We start from the raw sequence: 23362 nt of genomic DNA on the forward strand, positions 1-23362 counted from the left end.
TTCATTTTAAGATTGGATTCGTATTCTCTTATTCTAAAATAATCACTTTCGTTATAATTTCATTTATAACAAAATCTAACTGATTCAACGGAATTACAAACCATTCTCTTGGAACTATCATTCGACCATTTACTCCAACTATCTCAACATCTAATTTATTATCTTTTAACACTTTATGAATAGCATTTTCAAACTTTGCAGCATCTAGATTGAAAACATGGTATTTAGTTACAATTTCAACTGGTGCATAAAGGTAAGTTGATTCATTTATTGCATTAGCAATTCTTTTTTCAACAGATTCTGTTGTTACACCAATTTTATATAAGTTATCAATTTCTTGAATTTGTGAATTATCTGATAATGATCGTAAAACGTATATATATCCAGACGAAATGTCTTCTTCCTCAACACCATCAATAAGATTATCGATATTATCTGTTATCATTTTTCCACCACTACCGGTGCGATATAAATTCGCAGCTAATGAGCGTAAAAGTACATTACTTTCTGTCCCATTCTCATATATCACATGTAAACGTGCATTTTCTTCGCCATTATTTGTTTTGAATTTTTCACCAATCGATTCTACATATAAAACTGTTCCTTTTTGTATCAAAAAGCTACCTTGTTTTATTTCATAATTTTTAAATGGTAATATTTTTCTTGTTCCTGCGGCAATTTCCTTTTGAACATTTCGAAAAAGTGGTTCATATTTTGAAAAGTCCTTCATGTGTTTTCTCTTTGCTACAAAGTCAGGTTTGTTTTCTACTTCTCTAAAGCGTGAAGTGTTAAATATTGATTTTTCAGAATCAGATTGTGCTAAATCACCCAATAATTCAGAAGAACCAAAATTCAGTATATCATCAAGTGATTTTATTTCTTTATCAAACTTTTTTGGTGGTGCTAACAAACCAACATCATCGTATTCTTTTAGTTTGGCAATCCGATCTGGATTTTTTCTAATCCCAATTAAACGGCTTGCTAATGAACGTTCAGACAAACGAGCAAAATCGTTTGTTTTTTCAGGTTCTCTTCCGTTTTCCTGATAAAATTTCACAATTTCCATAAAGTTTTCAACTTCAGTATCATAGAAAACCTGCTTTTGTTTTCTAGAAGGAGCAACTATTTGATCAAATAAATCACTGTTCATAATATCATCAATTGAACTGAAACGTTTATCCATTCAAACGACCTCTTTTCAGGTCACGCATGTAAATGACTGCTTCACCCATTCTTTTTTCAATCGGATCTGTCGACTTCTCATCAGGTACTTTTCCAAACTCAGTAAAAAAAGCTTCTACTTTAGGCCAAATAAATTTAAGCTCTTCTTCGTCGAATTTTATGCGTTTGGCATCGATGCTTTCTTGAATCAATCTCAATACTGGCGCATTCAATTCTTTAGATAATACTTCATAAGCTTTTTGGAACGGATTAATCGAATCAATTAAATCAATGTTCAAGTCTTCAATATTAACAAACTTATCTGTCATGCGAATAAATTCCTTGCTCCCCCTTACTTCTCTAATACTATTTTTCATTGCATTATCAGCCACAACAGTCTGTCTAACTTCTTCGACTTCGCTATCAGTTAGATTCGGATATTTTTCTTGAATCACTTTAGGAATTAATACTTTATTCAACACCTTTGGTTCAATTTCTCTACTAACCATTGCTTTTTGAATTTGTGAATCTTGGAAAATTGCAGCTTTTAAGTCGTTCAAATCATTTTCAATGATCTTTTTAGTATTAATAGTTGACGGTTCTTTAAATCCTTTAATATGCAATTCTCCAGATGTGTTTCTATCTGAGTTACTTTTTCGTGCTTTGAACTTGAAATCTGGTGTTAAAACTTGTTCCATAAGTAAAGAAGCTGAAATAGCTTTTAGCATAGTATTAACAGAATATGTCACATCATCATCTTTAGCATCAGGTTGAGCAATCAAATTGGTAAATTGTGCATGAGTCTTATTTGAACTATCTCGTGTACAACGGCCAATAATTTGAACAATTTCTGTAAGTGAACCACGATACCCAATTGTTAATGCATGCTCGCAATACGGCCAATCAAACCCTTCTTTTGCCATTCCTAAAGCAATAATAATATCCATATCATCTTCATCATCAGTATTTCTTAAATATTCTACAATCCTATCTCGTCCTTCTACTCTTACCAAATCAGCAATTTTCAAAATTTTCCCATCCGAATGACGTCTAACACTAAGAATTCCTGTTTCAGGATTTTCCTCCTCAACTTCCCCAATTAAATCAAGAATCTGATCTACTTCCATTTCTTTATCTTTGGTAGACTCAATAGAATTTACATTTGGAATATGAATAATCGTTTTTTTACTTGTATCTAGAACTTCATTGATAGCTGATAGATATTTTCCTTGATAAAAGTGATAGCCAATACCAAATGACTTTAAGTATTCATATCCATCAAGTTGTTCATAGTATGTGTATGTTACTTTATCAAATAGTTCTTCATCTTGGGGCTCTAAAATAGGTACAGAGTCTCCTCTAAAATAAGAGCCAGTCATTGCTACTATGTGACAAGTGGAGTTTCTAAGAACACTTCGTAACAGTTCACCCAATTTTGAATTAACATCTGCTGAAACATGATGAAATTCATCGATTGCCAGTAAGCAGTCATCAAAAATGGAGTCCTCTAGTTGTTCAAATGCAAATCGCAATGTTGCGTGTGTACATATTAGAATTTCCTCATCTGATTCCATGAATCGAATAAAGCCTTGGACTTTACTCTTATCTCCTCCTGCTGAAGTAAGATTATTTCGCGGCTCAACTTTCCAATTTGCAAAGAATCCATGACTGATTAAATCAGTATTTTTGAATGATGCTCCAATGGAACGTTCTGGCACAGCAACAATTACCTTTTTAAGTCCTTGATTTATTAACTTGTCTAAACTAATAAACATTAAAGCTCGGCTTTTTCCAGATGCTGGAGGAGCTTTTACTAATAAGTGCTTCGACTTGCGTTTTTCAAAAACTCTTTCCTGCATCTTACGCATGCCCAAACTGTTCGTTGATTTACTTTTACCAGTTTGATGATAATTTATATCAAAAATATTTGAAGTCATTCTTCTGCTCCTTAACCATTGTTCTTCTTAATTTCATATAATTTTAAAAGCGTTGTCAATCGTTCTTCTTCAGAATTAAAAATGCCATTCTTATAAAGTTTATCAACTTCCATATCTAGCAAATTGTGTGCTCGAATCAGGTTTTCTGGCATTTTCCCATTTGTATATAATGTGGCTAAAGATTCAGGATATTCTTCTCTAATGTCCAAAATAGTCAAAATTATCTCCTCAATAACTTTCTTTCTTGAACTAGAAAGTTTGGGGATTGGAAAAGGATTATAACAAAAACCTGCAGAATATCTATAGTCTGCTTTCAATCTTCCAGCCATATTTTTCATCCAAGTCATATGCATTTTTGATTGAAGAATTCCTAATAATACCAACTCAGCATTTACTACGGAATATGCCAAATCAGATACGATTGTTTCATTATCAATTATGCCCATAGGCAAATAATACCTATTTTCAGAAGAAACTCTTGGAATTATTAATGTTACTTTATTGTTCAAACGTTGTTTTTTTGTTGCTCCTAATTGTACAAATTTATAGGGAGTTTCTGCAGCTTTACGAGTTGATTCTGCTTTACTATTCTCACGGAACTTTCTGACTATGCCCATTCTTTGCTTTATGAAAGTAAAATCTTTAAATTCTTGATATTGCTTATCATTCATCCAAATACAATACCTGACTTGATTATTCAGAAATTCATAAGAACCTACATATTTTTTTATGACATTGGCTAATCTAGGGTTCATTTCAATAGCATCCTGATATTCTTCCGGAGTTAATATCAGTCCCCCATTATCCCTAGGCATACTCCCAAATTCAATTTCGGGAACCTGAAATAGTGGTTTTTTTTCTTTATAAACAATTACATCACTACCTTCAGATAAATATGGACTAATGTTTTCAACATATTTCACTGAGTTCGAATTATAAATAGCTTTTCTTTCATATTTTTGCTTTTTATCTACCAGACCAACAATAACAACAAAAACAGCTGCTTTGTTTCTGGCATTATTATTCCAAAGAAATTGCGTATGTGTGAAAAATATCTGTGTATAATCTAATATATTTCCCCATAAAAGCGGCACTTGTTCACCTTGACAGATTGAATTAGTTGATACAAATGCTAATTTTGAATTCATCCCTTGAATATATTTTGATCCCAAATAAAACCATGCAGCGATATAATCTAGATTTCTATAGTTTTTAAATCCAGAAAAAACAAAATCCATATCGCTTTTATGACTATTATCTTGCTTTTTACCACCTAAATATGGTGGATTACCAAATAAATACACTTCACCATTAAGTTCTTGTGGACATACTTCATTCCAGTCCAGTCTCAACGCATTACCACAGCGAATATCTCCCGCAGATTTTAATGGTAACGTAGGACGTATTGCCTCTGCAACAGCTTCCTTCAATGCTAGATTCATTTGATGCTCTGCAATCCATAATGACAACTTAGCAATATCGCTTGCAAATTCATCAATTTCAATTCCATAGAATTGGGATAAAGTGACAATCGGTTCGTATATCAACATTTGCGCATTGTTTATTTCATTTATCAGCACATAGATATCAATTTCTAATTGGCGTAATTCTTTATACGTAATAATCAAAAAATTACCTGAACCACAAGCCGGATCGAAAAATTTCATGTTTTTTATTCTATTGGTAAGCGTTGAAATCTTATCTAAATGTTTTTTTCTTGTATCAGATATTTTTTTCTTTCCTAAGTGTATTTCTTGAAATGAATCGTTCCACGAATCTTTAATTTCTTTAAACTGTTGTTTGACTTCATCTAAAAACAAAGGATTGATTACTTTCATAATATTAGTAACGCTTGTGTAATGCATACCTAAATGACTTCTATTATCTTCAGTCGCAACAGCTTGGATCATGGACCCGAATATATCTGGATTTATTTTTGACCATTCAAGAAGCTCTCCACATTCCAGTATTAGTTTCCGAGCTTTTTTATTAAACTTAATCGGTTGATGTGGTTCCGTAAACAATTGGCCATTTACATAAGGGAAGTCTTTATAAATAATTGGCGTTTTTTCTCTCGACTGTGTATCTAAAACTTTAAACAAACCCTCGATATAATCATTTAAATTATTCCCATCATCACTTGTATATTGTTTTATACCATTCGTAAATTGACCCTTATGGAAAATATTTGTATCCTCAGCAAACAAACAGAATAGAAGTCGCATTAAAAATAAGTTTAATGCATGGCGCTGTTCCTCACTATCTGATTCTATTTCTTTATTTAAAACATCGAACAATCGTGCAAAACGCTCTGCTGCTTTAATATCTAGTGGATTCTCTTTTTCAAAATCTACTTTTTCAATTCCATTCCATGCTAGGAAAAAGTTAAAATGTATTGGCAATTCTTTAAACTTAATATCTAATGACTCCCCAGTTTTCGTATCTTTAGCTAAAATCACTTTGAAATCGGTAACAAATAAATACCTAGGGATAGCAACCGCATCGTTCACTTTGCTTTCAATTTCAATGAAAGCTTCAAAAACATCGTTTACTGTTTCTTTAAAATATAATTTATTCTTTAAATGTACTTCCCCCGGAATCTTCGAAAGATTATTAGTTCCATTTTTTAGACGTGTAATTGTTGAATTTGGAATATCGTAAATTTTTAAAAAGTCATAAATAAAGTCTTCCTTATTTTCTTTATTAATAATTTCAATAATTTCATCTTCTATTTCAATTAATGCCATGTTTAGTCCTCCCACATATCTCCATAAATAAATTTCCATAACTTAATTCAAAATGTTGGTTAGATGATTTCCTAGCATTCTTAGATATTTTGTCTCTCAATAATTAGAAAAGTCATCTATATGTTAACGAATATCCTTTCTAAACCAATTCTCCAATTCGTCCGTATTGACTTTACTATAAATTCGGATTAGTGCCGGACGTAACGTTTCAAATGCTTCTATCAATTCTTCTCCTCCAAATTTTCTGGAAAAAGATTTGTTCGTTAGTTCTTCGGACAATCGATTGATTAATTCTCCAGTTTTTTGTTGATCTGCCAATATATTTATTAGTTTTCCTACTAAATATCGATCTTCAAAATTACTATCCGCAAAAAAATCGTACTTTTCGACTTCCTGCTTAACCAGTTTAATCATATCATCTTTTTTTTCATAATTAAATTCACCTGCTACATCCATATACTCGATGATACCGCTCGTAATAACGGTGACTGCCTCATCTTTCTTCTGTTTAGATAATTCATCGGCAATCGGTAATTTTTTTATCTGATCACGTACCATTTTTTGAATTTCTTCTTTAATGACTTCTTGTTGCAGTTCATAAAAATAATCATCCATAAACTCCTCACATGGATAACCAACTTCATTTTCCCATGCCGGATTTTTAAATTCCCCAGTGTAAAACTCTTCTTTGATTGCTTTCACAACTTTTGGATGTTCTTGCACAATTCTGTTCTGCCCTTTTAACTGCAAATAGTCCGCAATATATTCTTCAATGTCACCAAAGTAAAACCAGCCCACCGGTTTCCCACTAATACTAGATAATTGGTTAATGACACTTTCAGGGGCTAACGCATAGCCTTGAACATACGAGCTGATTGTTGGTTTCTTTATTCCCAAGCGATTGCCCAACTCTGTAAAGGAAAGATTCATACTTTCTTTGATTTCTTTGATTCGTTGTCCTACCTTCACTTTATCAGGTTGCAATAAACCAAACATAGATTACTTCCTCCTTGTCCATTTTTACTCATTATATCACTCGTATACAATTTCGTATATATTTTTTGCTAAATCTCTTGACTTCGTATAAACAAACGTATAAAATACAAATCATAGATGGCCGTCTATATTTTTTTAAACCAACCGTATAAATTATCGTATATAAAAAGGAGGGCTATTATGCCAATTAAAATCAATGATCTTACTTTACCAAAAGAAAAACTCGAAAAGGAATACCAAGTTGTTAATGTTACTCGTTGGCAAAAAGATGGAGAAATTCTAGGTTGGAGTTACGAATGTATCCTACCTAAACTCCGCTACGAGAAAATCAGTGTCAAAGTCAAATCTGAAAATCCTATAATCACTCCGGAAGAACTTACCCAACAAGGTTTAGCAATGGTTACATTTGCCAATTTAGTGATTGCACCTTGGGGTCGCTCTAACGGTCAATTCGTCAGTTATGGCTTATCGGCCACGGCAGATGTGGCAACTTTGATTCCGAAAAAACAAGGTTCCACTGTACAAAACTAATTTTCCTATGGGTTTGTTGGGTGGTTAGGACGAAACGGCGGGGCAGCGCCATAGAGCCGCTTCTGTCCGTTAAGACCGCCCAATAAACACATAGGCTGGAAGGACTGCTTTGCAGGACTTCCCCTTAACTTGATTTATAGAACAACATCAGGAGAAAAAAGATGGTTCGTTGACAACTGAATATCTATCAAGGAGTGATGATTTTTGAAAGCTTATAATCAAAAAATCATTGAAACTCCCACGTACCTTGAAATTTATGATTATGAAGCAATCATTACTCCTAAACAAAAAGTAGACAAAAATGAAACCAATCCAAAACGAAAAAAAGAATTAGCTTGGCTTTATGAAGAAGAAAATACGACTACTGATAAAAGAAAAAACTATGATGAACTATCCGCTCAAGGGCAATACGACAGCTTAAAACGAAAACAAAAATACTATCAAAATATGCGCTTTGAAATCGCCAGACTCGTGGATATGAACTTTGACAATCAGACAAAATTTTTAACCCTCACTTTCAGAGAAAACATTCAAGACATTGCCTATGCGAATAATGAATTCAAAAAATTTATCAAACGACTAAACTACGAACTCTATCACACAAAAAAAGCAAACCTGAAATACCTTGCCACGTGGGAAAAACAAGAACGAGGCGCCATCCATTATCACATCATCCTGTTTGACTTTCCTTTTATCTCTATCAATCGCCTTACTACCATCTGGGGACATGGATTTGTCAAAATCAACAAGATTGATGTGGATAGCATCGAAAATCGTGGGCGCTATATCAGTAAATATTTTGAGAAGGACTTGGATATGAAAGAGCATAAGAAAAAGGCATTCTTCAAATCCCGCAACCTCAAAGTACCCAGCGTCACAAAGCAACTCGTGGATCAACCTTTTGACATCACAAATCAAGAGGTACTTTATACCAATGAGTATCTCGTAAGACGTCCAATATTTTACAGTTCGATAAATGAAGGTGGAACTCCTGAACAAGTGATGGATTTTCAAGAAAGCACTGTTCACTATACCAAGATAAAAAAATAATTCATTATTCCCTACGCAAAATTCAAAGGAAGTGAAAATATGACCGAGATGAAAATTTTACTCAGTGATGATCAAATGGGCATTATTTCTACTCAACTATCTGATTTAATCACAACTGAAATCGAAAAAATTAAGACACAGGAAAACTTGCAACACCGTTATATGAATAAGAAGCAGACTTGTAACTATCTACAGGTTTCCAATAATACGTTAGATGGCTGGATTAAAGATGGCTTACCCCTTATTCAAATCCACGGATCAAATAGATTTGACCGTATCGCCATTGATCAATGGCTGGCAAGCCTAGCAAAATAATTCCGACATCGTTATACTCCATATATAGTATTTGATTTCGGCTCGCAAAATCGGAGGGAAATACTATGGCAATTAGCAAAACAGAAAATGAGACTTACCGTTTACGACTTTACTATCCACAAGATATCCAAGAGATGATAGGCGTAAACAAACTTTATTCAAAAACTTTCAAAACTAGAAAGGAGGCAAAAGCAGCAGAAATTGATTTTTATGCCAAGATTAAAGAGCTACGGGAAAACAAAGAAAAGAACGCTTTTGAACTAGGTGGCGAAGCACTGTTCAAAGATTTCTATGAAGATATCTGGATTGATGCTTATACAGCTGGCTTAACTTCTCGAAACACAAAGTCTCCTACTCCCGTCACAATCGCGAATACAAAAGATATTTTTCGACTTCACATCTTACCAATGTTCGGAAAATACACATTGAACTATCTGAATCAAAACAAAGCCTTTGTTTTAAAAATCATGACTCAAAAGGCTGCCGAATACGCAAACTTCAAAATACTACGTAGCTACGTTAATTCTATTTTCGATTGGGCGGAAGAGCTTGAATACATTGAACGCAATAAACTAGAAAAATCACTTAAACGGATTAATGCTACTAAGAAAAACCAATTGCAAGAAGCTAAAAAAGAAGAAGATTTATACCTCTCCTTTGAACAACTCCAAGAATGGCTAACTGCCGTCCAAAACGATTATGAAAGTGGTCAACTGACTTTACAAGACTATGTATTATTTCTGACTACCTTCTTTTTATCTGATCGCAAATCAGAAACTTACGCTATCAAATGGAAGAATGTGAATTTCACTGCTTCCCAGATTACGATTGGTAAAGCCTTAGATAAATTCGGCAATGAAAAAAGCACAAAAGGGAATAAAACGACAATTTTCCATATTCCGAATGAACTAAAGCAATTACTTCAACAGTGGAAAGTTCAACAAAAAGAAGAACTAGCTCAATTTGAAATTGAACAAACCGAAGAACAGCTACTCTTTACCTTCTTTGATGATAAAGGGAATATCAACCAAAGGCTTCATACAGATTATTTGAACTACCGTATGAAATCCATTGAGCGACGACATAAGCACCTTACTCATGCGACCCCACATAAGTTACGCCATACTGGGGCAACTTTAGCCAAACAAGCTGGTGTCGCGCTAGAACAGATTTCTGAAGCATTGACTCACAGCGATACCAGCATCACAAGAACCTATGTAAATACACCAAATGTGATTCAAATGCCTATTGGTGAAATTGCTTATCGTAAATTGTCGCAAAAAGAGTCAGACCGGAATGGTGTCAACAATGGTGTCAACTCAAAAAAAGACGCTTCGCAAAGTGAATTGCGAAACGCCTGAAAGTACTGATATGAAGCTGTTTTTAACGCTTTGAAAATTGAGAAGCTTTACGTGCTTTCTTAAGACCTGGTTTTTTACGTTCAACCATACGTGCGTCACGAGTAAGTAACCCAGCGCGTTTTAAAGCAGAACGGAAGTCAGGATCTACTTGTAACAATGCACGAGCGATTCCGTGACGGATAGCTCCTGATTGTCCAGCATAGCCACCACCGTTTACGTTTACGATTACATCGTAAGCGCCTTTTGTTTCAGTTACGCCAAATGGTTGGTTGATAACTTCACGCAAGTCAGCATGTGGAATATATTCTTCTACGTCTTTTTTGTTTACAGTAATTTTACCAGTACCTGGTACTAAGCGTACGCGGGCAACTGCATTTTTACGACGGCCTGTGCCGCTATATTGTACTTGTGCCAATGAATTTCCCTCCTTAAATTAAGTTCGTGATATCTAATACTTCTGGTTGTTGTGCAGCATGTGGATGCTCAGCTCCACCGTATACGTTCAATTTAGTAAATTGTTTACGTCCTAAAGTGTTTTTAGGTAGCATACCTTTTACAGAAGTTTCGATAAGACGGCGAGAGTTTTTGTCGCGTAATTCACCAGCAGTCACTGATTTTAATCCTCCAGGATACATTGAGTGACGGTAGTAAATTTTGTCTGTAGCTTTTTTACCTGTTAATTTTACTTTATCAGCGTTAATTACGATTACGAAATCTCCAGTATCCACATGTGGTGTGAATGTTGGTTTATTTTTACCACGTAGTACAGAAGCAACAACTGCTGATAGACGTCCTAAAGGAACATCTGTTGCATCTACTACGTACCATTTACGTTCTACTTCGCCAGCTTTGGCCATATATGTTGTACGCACGTTTCTTTCCTCCAATTTTGTTTTCGATGTTTGACATACACTTGAGTTTCCGGGGCTCATTGTGGGGCAAACAATACCATTTAATATTTTACCTTCAATCACTGATAAAGTCAATGTTTTTCTGCGCTTTCAGAAAATAGATTTTCACTTATTTTTTTGTGCCTTTTAAACAGAAAAAAACCGCCAACGTCAACGTCAGCGGCTTTGGGAGTTGTTTTAAATTATGCGTCAATACCAGGCGCTTTGCCAAGTTTGGCTTGTAACATCCAAATATTTTTTTCGATGTCTGTTTTGTTTGCGATGAAAATGTCTTGTGTGCAGTCGTCGCCTTCTTCACCAGAAACTTCGATTCCTTTTGCGTAAAGGTCTGCTAAGTAACGGTAGCCTGCTACTAATTTTTCCATACGCTCTGGAATGGTGCGGTCCCAGTTACCAATTTCATCTTCAATTTTTGTATTTTCTGCGAATTCACGCAATGTTGAGAATGGAGAGCCGTCCAATGTGATTAAACGTTCTGAAACAACATCTAATTGCTCATTGATTTGATCCATGTATTCATCCATTTGTGGGTGAAGTGTTAAAAATTCAGGTCCACGCATATACCAATGTGTTTGATGAATTACCACGGAAAATTGGCTTAAATCTGCAACGAGTTGGTTCAAAATTTCTTTTGTTTTTTCAAATTTCATTCTTTGTCATCCTCCTAAATATTTTTTCTACACTCTTAGTGTAATATGAATTGTGAAAAAAGTACACTAAAAACCTTTCTTTTTTAAAATTATTATCAAATTATAATAATTACAATTAAGAATCTAATTAATTTCCTGAAATCGCTGTTTTTTCATCCGCAGTGACGACTTTTTGTTCCGCTTGAGTGAGGATCGTGTCGAGTGCCTCTGTCAACTGGTCAGTATCTTCTTTTCCTGTGACGAAAGCTAAAAAAAACTGATTCAGTCTCAGTTGCTCCGCTGCCGGCAAGTACCATTGTCCTTCTACTTGCTTAACCGTTAATGGCAGTTCAACTGGCTCATGGCTGACATTGATTTGTTGGATTTCTTTTTTTAAAACGGCTAGCGTGTGCTGCATGTCTAGCGCTTGTGTTGCCTGTTGCGTTTGCTGAAGAAGAGCAGTGGTTGTATCTTCAATCGCCGTCACAAAATCTAAGCCCTTAATCTGAAAAGTGATTGTCGCTTGTCCATTCAATTCTTTCGTGGCTACTAGTTGATATGACGCTTTTTTCTTCACTTGAGCCAGTAATTCTGTGCTAAGCTTCTGGGCTTCAGTCTCGGTGACTTCAGCGTTCATTTCTTTTAAGCTATTAAAAAATTGCTTCTGGAACTGTTGACGGCTCGTCTGCAAATGCTCCGCTAAGACTTTCGGTTCACGAAAAGTTTGAGAGAATGTCTCTGGCTTTTCTTGATAAATAAAGTAATCTACCAACTGTTGCGCTGCTTTTTCGCCGGAACGAGACGGTGCACTGCAGCTTGCTAACGCTCCAATGAATAACAGAAATAGTGGTAGTAGCTGTTTCTTCATTTCTCATCCTCATTTCCTCAAGTCTTTGTCTCTCTTCTAGTTAAGCAACTTCTCAGCCATTTGTCAAAGCTATTTACTATCAATTATTTGCGGAATTCTGCTAATTTTTGATAACTTTGTGCTAAAACTTGTTGGGTTTCTTGAAAAACAGGATACAGTTCTTGATAAACTAGCAATTGATCCGCTCGTGGCGTGACCGTTTCATGAACCAGCACCTGTTGCGCCGCTGCTTGCAAATTTGGTAACTGCCCTAAGCCTTGCCAGCCTAGCAAAACAGCGCCTAATGCCGAAGCTTCGGTGCTATCAGTGAACGATAACGTTTCTCCCAGCACATCAGCCATGATTTGACGGAACACAGGGGAATCAGCAAAGCCGCCTGTCGCCCGAATCTCCTGAACGGGTCCACCGAGTTGTTTCAAATCCTCTAAAATAGTTTTTAAATTGAAACAGATGCCTTCCACCACCGCTCGAGCTAAATGTCCAGCATGGTGATTTTTGCGCAAGCCAATAAAACTTGCGCTCGCCTCTGCATTCCACAGCGGTGCTCGTTCACCAAGCAAATAAGGATGAAACAGTAAGCCATTTGCCCCAGCTGGCACGGTTGCAATTTTGGCCATAATTGGGTCATAGAGATTGGTCCCGTTTTGGAGAGCTTGCTGACGTTCTTCTGCAAAAATCGTTTGGCTCGCCCAATCTAACGCAACTGCACCATTACTACTTGCGCCACCAATCACCCAGTGCTGTTCATCTAGAGCAAAACAAAATGTTTCACCTTGCGGATGCAAAAAAGGTTCTTCGACAATATACCGAAGTGCGCCGCTCGTACCAACGGTCAAAGTCGCTACACCCATTCCTAGCGCTCCCAAACCTAAATTAGACAATGGACCATCCGCGCCACCAAGAACTAAAACCGTTTCCTCCTCAACACCAAGCATCTCTTGCCAAGAAGGCGCTAATGCTGGAAAAATGAACGTTGACGGGGCAACTTTTGGCAACTGTTCCTCCTCAATAGATAAATACGCTAAAATCGACGATTCCCATTGCCGCGTGTGAATATTAAATAAACCCATCCCCGAAGCACTACTATAATCTGTCCAGTATTCGCCAAAGAAACGGTAAAAAATGTAGTCCTTAATCCCAATAAACTTGGCCGCGCTCTGCGCAACGGCTGGCTGATTTTCCTGCAGCCAGCGAATCTTGTACAAAGGCGCCATTGGATGAACTGGCATGCCTGTCAATTGATAAAATAATTGGGCCGCTGGCGTTTCTTTTAACGCTTCCGCATAATCAGATGCTCGTGTGTCAGCCCAAGTAATCACTTGGGTCAATGGGCGTCCTTGCGCATCCATGGCAATTAAGCCATGCATCGCTGAAGCAAAAGAAATGAGCCCAATTGGTTGATTCTTCACTTGTTGTGTGACGGTTCGAATACAGTTCACCACAGCTTGGAACAGCGTTTCTGGGTCTTGCTCCGCCATTCCTTCAGTCTCTTGAATTAATGGATAACGCACATAGCTAGAAGCTACGACTGTGCCATTTGCTTGAAAAGCCACTGCTTTGGCTTGCGTGGTGCCAACGTCGACACCAATCGCTAATTTTTCCATTTGATTCCCTCATTTCTTGTTTCTTTTATTATTCCTAACAAAAAAAGATTTGTCTAGTCAAACGAAAAAGTTTAAAAAAAGCGTAGTTTATTTTTAAGGAGGTAACCTATGTTTTTCTTGAGTCTCTTTTTGATTGGTGCCTGTTTCGGTTCTTTTTTATGCTTAGTGGCGGAGCGCTTACCAGTAGGGCGTTCTTTGTGGTGGCCCCCTTCCCACTGTCAAGGTTGCCACCAGCCTCTACAACTCTATGAATTAATTCCAGTTGTTTCGATTTTGCTGCAGCGCTTTCGTTGTCGAAAGTGTCAACAGCCAGTAGCTAAGAGTTATCTTTTAGCAGAACTTGTCATGGGCGGCTTAACCGCAAGCTGTTTTTCAGCTGGCCTGACGATTGATGCTTTGATTCTCTGGTGGTGGCTGACGAGTGCTTTCACATTATCCTTGATTGATTACTGGTATTTAGTGGTTGAACCGAAGATTCTTTATCCTAGTTTTCTTGTGCTTTGTTTGCTGAAAGTGACGGGTCAGCATTCGTTTTACTTACTGACTGGTCTTTTTTGTTTTTGTTTTTTCCAAGCCGTCTTACATTATTTTCCGGAAGCCATGGGGCGAGGGGATCTTTTGTTACTGGGTTTGTGGGGCTGTTTTTTACAGGTACCTCAGTTGCTGATGCTACTATTTTTTGCCAGTAGTTATGGCCTAATCTATGGCTACAGCTGTAAATTTTTGGGGTATCCAGTTGAACAGACACTTCCCTTTGTCCCCTTTTTAAGTTTGGGCTTACTCACAATCAGTTGCTTATAGCAAATAAAAAAAGCCGTAAGGAGCATGCTCCTTACGGCTTTTTAGGGTTTATTTATTGATGTTTTTCATCGCATCTTCAGCAGCCATTTGTGCTTCAATGTCTGAAATACTATAAACGTTTTCGCTAGCTACGCCAACTTCTTTTGGTTCCATGTTACGGTAACGAGCCATACCAGTACCAGCTGGGATGATTTTACCAATGATAACATTTTCTTTCAATCCAAGTAATGGATCTTTTTTGCCACGGATAGCAGCATCTGTTAACACGCGTGTTGTTTCTTGGAAGGATGCAGCAGATAAGAAGCTGTTTGTTTCCAATGACGCTTTGGTAATACCAAGTAAGACTGGACGACTAGTAGCAGGGACGCCACCAGCAACTAATGTGTCGTAGTTACGGTCTTTAAATTCTGCGATGTCCATTAATGTTCCTGGAAGGATTTCAGTGTCACCTGGATCCATTACGCGGATTTTACGTAACATTTGGCGAACCATTACTTCGATATGTTTGTCGCCGATTTCTACCCCTTGCATACGGTAAACACGTTGTACTTCACGTAATAGGTAGTTTTCAACAGATAAAACATCACGAACTTGTAATAATTGTTTTGGATCAATTGAACCTTCTGTCAACGGTGCACCACGGTGGATGATGTCGCCTTCAGCAACTTTCATACGTGCAGTGTAAGGGACAGTATAGGTACGTGTATCTGTTTTTCCTTTGATGGTTACTTCTTTTTGACGTGTGGCAGGATCTTCAGAAATATCGATAACTTCACCGGTTACTTCTGTAATCACTGCTTGCCCTTTCGGATTACGTGCTTCAAAGATTTCTTGGATACGAGGTAAACCTTGAGTGATATCGTCACCGGCAACCCCACCGGTATGGAACGTACGCATGGTTAACTGTGTACCAGGTTCCCCGATAGATTGAGCGGCGATTGTACCAACTGCTTCTCCGACTTCAACGTCAGAACCAGTTGCCAAGTTACGTCCGTAACAGTGCTTACATACACCATGTTTTGTGTTACATGTAAAGACAGAACGGATGGTTACTTTTTCAATACCAGCGTCCACGATTTCTCTGGCAAGATCTTCAGTGATTAATTGATCCGCACCAATGATGATTGCACCAGTTTCTGGATGAACAACTGATTTACGTGTATAACGACCTAATAGACGTTCGTCTAATGGTTCGATAATTTCATTACCTTCACGAATGGCTTCGATTTCAAGACCACGGTCAGTGCCACAGTCGTCTTCACGAATGATTACGTCTTGGGCAACGTCAACTAAACGACGTGTTAAGTAACCTGAATCGGCTGTCTTCAAGGCCGTATCGGTCATCCCTTTACGAGCCCCGTGAGTTGAGATAAACATTTCTAAGACAGAAAGTCCTTCACGGAAGTTTGAGATGATTGGTAATTCCATGATTCGTCCATTCGGAGCGGCCATCAAACCACGCATACCAGCTAACTGTGTAAAGTTGGAGATGTTACCACGGGCTCCAGAGTCAGACATCATGAAGATTGGGTTACGAGCTTCCATACTTTCGATCAGTTTTTGTTGGATTTCGTCTTTGGCACCGTTCCAAACGCCGATTACACGTTCATAACGTTCGTCATCAGTAATTAAACCACGACGGAATTGTTTAGTAATTGTTTCAACTTGTTTGTGGGCAGCATCAATGATTGCTTGTTTTTCATGAAGAACCATGATATCGGCAATCCCTACTGTCATCCCAGCATAAGTTGAGTGTTTGTAACCTAAGTCTTTCATGCGGTCAAGCATTTTAGAGGTTTCCGTAATGTGGAATCTCTTGAAGACTTCAGCAATGATATTTCCAAGATTTTTCTTCTTGAATGGTAAAACTAATTCTTGCTCTTTAATGTGTGCAGGAATGTCTGTACCAGCTTCTACGAAGTATTTATCTGGTGTTTGAACAGTTAAGTTATAGTCTGTTGGTTCGTTCAAGTAAGGGAACTCAACAGGCATGATTTCGTTAAAGATGATCTTACCAACTGTGGTGATTAAGATTCGTTCTTTTTGCCAATCAGTAAATGGTTTGTCACCTAAAAGTGTTGTTTGAACCCCAATCCGTGAGTGTAAATGCACGTAGCCATTTTGCCATGCTAAAACAGCTTCGTTCATGTCGCGGAAGATCATGCCTTCCCCTTCACGGCCTTCTTCTTCCATTGTTAGGTAGTAGTTACCTAAAACCATATCTTGAGATGGTGTAACAACTGGCTTACCATCTTTCGGGTTCAAGATATTTTGGGCAGCAAGCATTAACATACGAGCTTCTGCTTGTGCTTCTTCATTTAGAGGCACGTGAACCGCCATTTGGTCTCCATCGAAATCGGCATTGTAGGCTTCACATACTAATGGGTGAAGACGAATCGCACGACCTTCAACAAGAACAGGTTCGAAAGCTTGGATTCCTAATCTATGCAACGTAGGTGCCCGGTTAAGTAAAACTGGGTGTTCTTGGATAACTTCTTCTAAGATATCCCAAACTTCATCTTCGCCACGTTCGATTTTACGTTTCGCATTTTTAATGTTTGTCGCAATTTCACGTTGTACTAATTCACGCATTACAAATGGTTTGAATAATTCAATCGCCATTTCTTTTGGTAAACCACATTGGTACATTTTTAAGAACGGACCAACGACGATTACGGAACGACCAGAATAGTCAACACGTTTACCTAGTAAGTTTTGACGGAAACGACCTTGTTTCCCTTTCAACATGTGAGAAAGAGATTTCAATGGACGGTTACCTGGTCCAGTAACTGGACGGCCACGACGACCATTATCGATTAAAGCATCGACCGCTTCTTGTAACATCCGTTTTTCGTTTTGAACAATGATGCTTGGCGCATTTAAGTCTAATAAACGTTTTAGACGGTTGTTACGGTTGATAACACGGCGGTATAAGTCGTTTAAGTCACTTGTTGCAAAACGACCACCTTCCAATTGAACCATCGGACGTAAATCTGGTGGAATAACTGGGATAACATCCATTACCATCCAGCTTGGTTGGTTACCAGAAGCACGGAAGGCTTCTAAGATGTCTAAACGACGGATGGCACGTGTCCGTTTTTGACCAGAAGCTGTTTTCAATTCTTCTTTTAATTGCGCAACTTCGCCATCTAAATCGACGTTATCTAATAATTGTTTCACGGCTTCGGCACCCATAGCAGCTTTGAAGGCTTGGCCATATTGTTCACGTTTTTCACGATATTCGCGTTCCGTTAACAATTGTTTTTTCTCTAATGTTGTGTCACCTGGTTCGATGACAACGTATGAAGCAAAATAAATGACTTCTTCCAATGCACGAGGGCTCATGTCTAAAACAAGACCCATCCGAGATGGAATTCCTTTAAAGTACCAGATATGTGAAACTGGTGCGGCTAATTCAATATGTCCCATACGTTCACGACGTACTTTTGAACGAGTGACTTCAACGCCACAACGGTCACAGACAATACCTTTATAACGGATACGTTTATATTTACCACAAGCACATTCCCAGTCTTTGGTTGGACCAAAAATGCGTTCACAGAATAACCCTTCACGTTCGGGTTTTAATGTACGGTAGTTAATTGTTTCGGGTTTTTTAACTTCCCCATAAGACCAGCTTCTGATCTTTTCTGGTGAAGCAAGCCCTATTTGCATACTTTCGAATTTATTTACATCGATCAAAAGGAATTCCCTCCATTTCCTTATTTAGAGAAGCTGAGTCAGCAACTTGTTAGCAAATGGCAAGCATCACTTGAAAGAAGGTCTGACGACACTTGGAACAAGTAATGGCTTGCGCAGTTGCAACAAAGTCGCAGTTGAATCAACTCATCAGAGTGGTAGCGACAAATTAGTCTCTGTCTTCGGCTGTTTCAATTTCTTGAACAACGTCTTGTGCTTCTTCTTTCACGACTGATTCTGCTTCTTTTTCCAGCTGTTTCGCTGATTGTTGTTCCGCAAATTTGGTTAGTGCGTCAACGGTGATTAAATCATCATCGTCATCGTCCATATCGCGTAACTCAATCTCAGCTTCCTCAATGTCCAAGACACGCATGTCTAAACCAAGTGATTGTAATTCTTTCACTAATACTCGGAATGATTCAGGCACACCTGGTTTTGGAATTGGTTCACCTTTAACGATGGCTTCGTATGTTTTCACACGTCCGACAACGTCATCAGATTTGTAAGTTAAGATTTCTTGTAATGTGTAAGCAGCACCGTAAGCTTCCAGTGCCCAAACTTCCATTTCCCCGAAACGTTGTCCACCGAATTGAGCTTTACCACCCAACGGTTGTTGCGTAACAAGAGAGTAAGGTCCGATTGAACGAGCATGCAATTTGTCATCAACCATGTGGGCTAATTTAATCATATACATGACACCAACGGAAATACGGTTATCAAATGGTTCACCTGTACGTCCATCGTAAAGAACTGTTTTAGCGTCGCTAGCCATACCAGCTTCACGAACAGTTTCCCAAACGTCTTCATCGGTTGCCCCATCGAAAACAGGTGTTGCGACGTGAATACCTAATTGGCGAGCAGCCATACCTAAGTGTAATTCAAGTACTTGTCCGATATTCATACGAGAAGGTACCCCTAATGGGTTCAACATGATATCAACAGGTGTTCCGTCAGGTAAGAATGGCATATCTTCTTCCGGCATAATACGGGAAACAACCCCTTTATTTCCGTGACGTCCCGCCATTTTATCTCCTTCGTGAATTTTACGTTTTTGAACGATATAGACACGAACTAACATGTTGACACCTGGTGATAATTCATCGCCAGCTTCACGAGTAAAGATTTTCACATCATGAACGATACCGCCGCCACCGTGAGGTACACGGAGAGACGTATCACGAACTTCGCGGGCTTTTTCCCCGAAGATTGCGTGTAATAAACGTTCTTCTGCAGATAATTCTGTAACCCCTTTAGGTGTGACTTTCCCAACTAGTAAGTCGCCATCTTGAACTTCAGCACCAATGCGGATAATCCCCATTTCGTCTAAGTCTTTCAATGCGTCTTCCCCAACGTTTGGAATTTCACGGGTAATTTCTTCAGGTCCTAATTTTGTATCACGTGCTTCTGATTCATATTCTTCAATATGCACAGAAGTGTAGACATCGTCTTTAACTAAACGACGGCTCATGATAATGGCATCCTCGTAGTTGTAACCTTCCCATGTCATGAAGGCAACTAAGACGTTTTGCCCTAAAGCCATTTCGCCTTCTTCCATAGAAGGTCCATCCGCTAAAGTATCGCCTTTTTCAACTTTTTCACCTAAGTGAACAATTGGGCGTTGGTTGTAGCTTGTTCCTGAGTTAGAACGACGGAATTTTGTAACCATATATTTGTCTAATGCGCCATTGTCGCGACGAACGCGAATTTCTTTTGCATCGACGAATTCTACGACACCGTCATGTTTACATAGTAAAGCAGCACCTGAGTCATGGGCTGATTTATATTCCATACCTGTACCTACCCACGGAGAGCGTGGTTGAATTAACGGCACCGCTTGACGCTGCATGTTGGCACCCATCAAGGCACGGTTGGAGTCATCGTTTTCTAAGAAAGGAATACATGCTGTTGCGACTGCGACTACTTGTTTTGGTGAAACGTCCATGTAGTCAACTTTGTCTACGGCAACTTCTAAGTTTTCACTTTGTAGACGCGCCATAACAACATCATTGGCAAATGTGCCATCTTCATTTAAAAGTGAGTTCGCTTGCGCTACGATATAATGGTCTTCGATGTCTGCTGTTAAGTAATCTACTTGATCAGTAACACGGCCTGTCGCACGATCAACACGGCGATAAGGCGTTTCGATGAAACCAAATTTATTCACTTTCGCATAACTAGATAAACTATTGATCAACCCGATATTCGGTCCCTCAGGCGTTTCAATTGGACACATACGACCATAGTGAGAGTAGTGAACGTCACGAACTTCATAACCGGCACGGTCACGAGTCAAACCACCAGGCCCTAAGGCTGATAGACGACGTTTATGGGTTAACTCACCTAATGGGTTTGTTTGGTCCATGAACTGTGATAACTGTGAAGAACCAAAGAATTCTTTGATACTTGCTACCACTGGACGGATGTTAATTAATTGTTGTGGTGTCAATGTTTCTGTGTCTTGAATAGACATTCTTTCACGAACCACACGTTCCATACGGGCTAAACCAATACGGAATTGGTTTTGTAATAATTCGCCTACTGAACGGATACGACGATTACCTAAGTGGTCGATGTCATCGACATTGCCGATATCTTCCATTAAGTTGAAGAAGTAGCTCATTGAAGCAACGATATCTGCTGGACGAACTGTTTTTACGCTGTCGTCTGGATAGCCGTTACCAATCACATTTACGATACGTTCAGGATCTTTTGGTGAAAGAACTTGAATCACTTGGATTGTCATTGGTTCAGTTACTACCGCATCTTCACTTGGATAGTAAGTTACGCTGTTTAAGCCGTTGTCAATGTATTCGCCTAATGTTTCCATGATTTGGTGTGTTAAAACCGTGCCTTTTTCGACAATGATTTCACCAGTTTCTGGATCAACTAGCGTTTCAGCTAAGGTTAAGTTTAAGAGACGTGTTTTTAAGTCTAATTTTTTGTTAACTTTGTAGCGACCAACGTTTGCCAAATCATAACGTTTTGGATCAAAGAAACGTGCAGTTAACAAGCTACGTGAGCTATCTGCTGTTTTTGGTTCGCCTGGGCGAAGACGTTCATAAATGTCTTTCAAGCCTTCTTCTGTACGAGAATCACTTGCGTTTTTGTGTAAATCTTTTTCAATTGTGTTGCGTAAGCTTTCGCTGTCGCCGAAAATTTCGAAGATGGTATCATCTGAACCGAAACCTAAAGCACGAACTAACACAGTTAAAGGAATTTTACGTGTGCGGTCAATCCGAACATAAGAAATGTCTTTCGCATCTGTTTCCATTTCTAACCATGCACCACGGTTAGGAATCACTGTTGAGCCAAAACCTTCTTTGCCGTTTTTGTCCACTTTTCCATGGAAGTAAACACCTGGAGAACGAACTAATTGGGAAACGATAACACGTTCTGCCCCGTTGATGATGAAGGTACCCATTTCTGTCATTAATGGGAAATCGCCGAAGAAGACTTCTTGGGATTTAATTTCACCTGTTTCACGGTTAGTTAAACGTAATGTTACATGTAATGGCGCAGAATAGTTGGCATCATGTGCGCGGGCTTCTTCTACTGTGTACTTTGGTTCTTTTAATTCATAGTCAACAAATTCTAAGGATAAGTTTCCTTGGAAATCATCAATTGGTAAAATGTCTTCAAACATTTCACGAAGTCCCTCATCTAAAAACCATTGATAAGAGTCTGTTTGGATTTCAATTAAATTTGGTAATTCCAATACTTCACTGATACGTGCGAAACTTCTACGTTCGCGATGCTTTCCGTATTTTACTACGTGTCCAGCCAAGCTCTTCACCCCTCTAGTTATAAGTCTATCAAAACACCGATCCGAAAAATTACATTTACGTTACATATATTAAATATATGTAACAAAAAGCATTTTTTGCAGTTTTTAAGCAAAAAAAAACCAAAAATAGAACATGCTTCCGAAAAATTTTCTGGCGTTTCTACTTTTGTTTTCCTATAAAAAACCGGAACGGACAATATTTCGCTCCTGCTTCGTCACTTTCAGATAGTTTTTGCTCTATAGATTCTACTACCTTTGTCTAGAAAAGTCAAGGGTTTCTTTAAGGTTTTCTTTTTCATAAAAAGGAGTTTTTTTGTAAAGGGTTTAAACGAAAAAATGCGTAATAAATAATTACGCATTTTTTCAACAACTAGAAAATATATTCAATTATTTGGTCAATTTTCGCCATATCTTTTAATGGCAAATGCTCAATTTGACTTAATTTTCTTTCAGTGAAGTCCAAAGATTTCAGTTGTGAGATCACTACTTGTCCTTGGGTTTCTATGTCATCGGGCAACGTATATCGAGTGGGAATATTTTTAATGGTGGAAGTAATCGGGCAAATCACAGCAAACATGGTTTTCCGATTAAATTCATATCTTGACACGACTAAACCAGGGCGTCTCTTCTGAATTTCTTTACCTGCAGCAGGATCAAAATCAATCCATACAATATCTCCTTTTTTGGGAATGTACTTCTTTTCAACATTCATTAAAAAAGTTCTCTCCCCTCAGGTGCAAGATCATGCCACTCATCTTTTTCATAATACTCACCTTCTGGACCTTCACTAAATGGATCCTGAATTTTAGGGACTAATGTAATTGTACCGTCGTCAGAATACATCACAATATATTCTTGGTCGACTTTTGGTTTTTTACCATTATCAGTGGGTAAAGTTAAAACGACCGAGCTTCCTTGTCTTCTTGATTTAGTTGTTAGCATGAAATCACTCCCTTCGCTTCATTATA

The 23362-nt window shown here is 38.0% G+C and carries 18 protein-coding genes; 5 read left to right on the forward strand and 13 right to left on the reverse strand.

The annotated features are described in order from the left end of the window. Positions 1 to 28: 28 nt before the first annotated feature. From IGL13_RS12665 to IGL13_RS12680, 4 genes are all read right to left on the reverse strand, one after another. Positions 29 to 1183 carry a GIY-YIG nuclease family protein gene (locus IGL13_RS12665; protein WP_096540896.1) on the reverse strand — a complete coding sequence of 385 codons (1155 nt, stop codon included), beginning with the start codon at positions 1181 to 1183 and terminating at the stop codon, positions 29 to 31. Continuing rightward, entirely contained in the window at positions 1176 to 3098 is a 1923-nt protein-coding gene (locus IGL13_RS12670; protein ID WP_116491820.1) for a DEAD/DEAH box helicase, read from the reverse strand. Before IGL13_RS12670 ends, IGL13_RS12665 begins: the two co-directional genes overlap by 8 nt. A gap of 11 nt (positions 3099 to 3109) precedes the next feature. Continuing rightward, positions 3110 to 5845, reverse strand: coding sequence for a class I SAM-dependent DNA methyltransferase (locus tag IGL13_RS12675; RefSeq protein WP_096540902.1), 2736 nt, complete (start codon positions 5843 to 5845; stop codon positions 3110 to 3112). A gap of 123 nt (positions 5846 to 5968) precedes the next feature. After that, positions 5969 to 6841, reverse strand: a complete 873-nt coding sequence (locus IGL13_RS12680) for a helix-turn-helix domain-containing protein (protein ID WP_096540906.1) — start codon at positions 6839 to 6841, stop codon at positions 5969 to 5971. A gap of 180 nt (positions 6842 to 7021) precedes the next feature. On the opposite strand from IGL13_RS12680, the gene IGL13_RS12685 reads away from it, so the two are divergent. The 4 genes from IGL13_RS12685 to IGL13_RS12700 all read left to right on the forward strand — a co-directional run bounded on the left by IGL13_RS12685 (position 7022) and on the right by IGL13_RS12700 (position 10098). Beyond that, on the forward strand, positions 7022 to 7372 hold the full coding sequence (locus IGL13_RS12685; RefSeq protein ID WP_096540909.1) for a hypothetical protein: 351 nt from the start codon (positions 7022 to 7024) through the stop codon (positions 7370 to 7372). A gap of 204 nt (positions 7373 to 7576) precedes the next feature. Next, complete coding sequence (locus tag IGL13_RS12690) at positions 7577 to 8422, forward strand: rolling circle replication-associated protein (protein ID WP_194180217.1); 846 nt, start codon at positions 7577 to 7579, stop codon at positions 8420 to 8422. 39 nt (positions 8423 to 8461) lie between these two features. Then, positions 8462 to 8737 carry a helix-turn-helix transcriptional regulator gene (locus IGL13_RS12695; protein WP_095803878.1) on the forward strand — a complete coding sequence of 92 codons (276 nt, stop codon included), beginning with the start codon at positions 8462 to 8464 and terminating at the stop codon, positions 8735 to 8737. Positions 8738 to 8802: 65 nt separating this feature from the next. Beyond that, a complete protein-coding gene (locus IGL13_RS12700) occupies positions 8803 to 10098 on the forward strand; it encodes a site-specific integrase (RefSeq protein ID WP_141422834.1) in 1296 nt (431 codons plus the stop codon). A gap of 22 nt (positions 10099 to 10120) precedes the next feature. On the opposite strand, the gene rpsI is transcribed toward IGL13_RS12700, so the two are convergent. The 5 genes from rpsI to IGL13_RS12725 form a co-directional block, all read right to left on the reverse strand. Then, positions 10121 to 10513 carry a 30S ribosomal protein S9 gene (rpsI, locus tag IGL13_RS12705; RefSeq protein WP_002354786.1) on the reverse strand — a complete coding sequence of 131 codons (393 nt, stop codon included), beginning with the start codon at positions 10511 to 10513 and terminating at the stop codon, positions 10121 to 10123. A gap of 13 nt (positions 10514 to 10526) precedes the next feature. Then, positions 10527 to 10955, reverse strand: a complete 429-nt coding sequence (gene rplM, locus IGL13_RS12710; RefSeq protein ID WP_048670019.1) for a 50S ribosomal protein L13 — start codon at positions 10953 to 10955, stop codon at positions 10527 to 10529. A gap of 236 nt (positions 10956 to 11191) precedes the next feature. Beyond that, positions 11192 to 11659: a Dps family protein gene (locus IGL13_RS12715; protein WP_002354782.1), complete on the reverse strand. Its 468-nt coding sequence runs from the start codon at positions 11657 to 11659 to the stop codon at positions 11192 to 11194. A gap of 127 nt (positions 11660 to 11786) precedes the next feature. Beyond that, positions 11787 to 12506 (reverse strand): DUF5105 domain-containing protein, encoded by a 720-nt coding sequence (locus IGL13_RS12720; protein ID WP_002378858.1) that lies wholly within the window; start codon positions 12504 to 12506, stop codon positions 11787 to 11789. Between the two features lie 83 nt (positions 12507 to 12589). Next, complete coding sequence (locus IGL13_RS12725; RefSeq protein ID WP_002378859.1) at positions 12590 to 14110, reverse strand: gluconokinase; 1521 nt, start codon at positions 14108 to 14110, stop codon at positions 12590 to 12592. 108 nt (positions 14111 to 14218) lie between these two features. Between IGL13_RS12725 and IGL13_RS12730 the strand changes: the two genes are divergently transcribed. After that, entirely contained in the window at positions 14219 to 14911 is a 693-nt protein-coding gene (locus IGL13_RS12730) for a prepilin peptidase (RefSeq protein ID WP_002378860.1), read from the forward strand. Positions 14912 to 14959: 48 nt separating this feature from the next. On the opposite strand, the gene rpoC is transcribed toward IGL13_RS12730, so the two are convergent. From rpoC to mazE, 4 genes are all read right to left on the reverse strand, one after another. Continuing rightward, positions 14960 to 18613 carry a DNA-directed RNA polymerase subunit beta' gene (gene rpoC / locus IGL13_RS12735; protein ID WP_002354777.1) on the reverse strand — a complete coding sequence of 1218 codons (3654 nt, stop codon included), beginning with the start codon at positions 18611 to 18613 and terminating at the stop codon, positions 14960 to 14962. A 166-nt stretch (positions 18614 to 18779) separates the two neighbouring features. Continuing rightward, positions 18780 to 22394 (reverse strand): DNA-directed RNA polymerase subunit beta, encoded by a 3615-nt coding sequence (gene rpoB, locus IGL13_RS12740; protein WP_002389470.1) that lies wholly within the window; start codon positions 22392 to 22394, stop codon positions 18780 to 18782. A 370-nt stretch (positions 22395 to 22764) separates the two neighbouring features. Then, positions 22765 to 23106: a type II toxin-antitoxin system PemK/MazF family toxin gene (locus IGL13_RS12745; protein ID WP_002354774.1), complete on the reverse strand. Its 342-nt coding sequence runs from the start codon at positions 23104 to 23106 to the stop codon at positions 22765 to 22767. Next, positions 23106 to 23336: a type II toxin-antitoxin system PemI/MazE family antitoxin gene (gene mazE / locus IGL13_RS12750; RefSeq protein WP_002354773.1), complete on the reverse strand. Its 231-nt coding sequence runs from the start codon at positions 23334 to 23336 to the stop codon at positions 23106 to 23108. The genes IGL13_RS12745 and mazE overlap by 1 nt, the downstream gene beginning before the upstream one ends. Positions 23337 to 23362: the final 26 nt, after the last annotated feature.

Source organism: Enterococcus sp. DIV1937 (genome assembly GCF_050535975.1).
GTDB classification, from domain to species: domain Bacteria; phylum Bacillota; class Bacilli; order Lactobacillales; family Enterococcaceae; genus Enterococcus; species Enterococcus faecalis.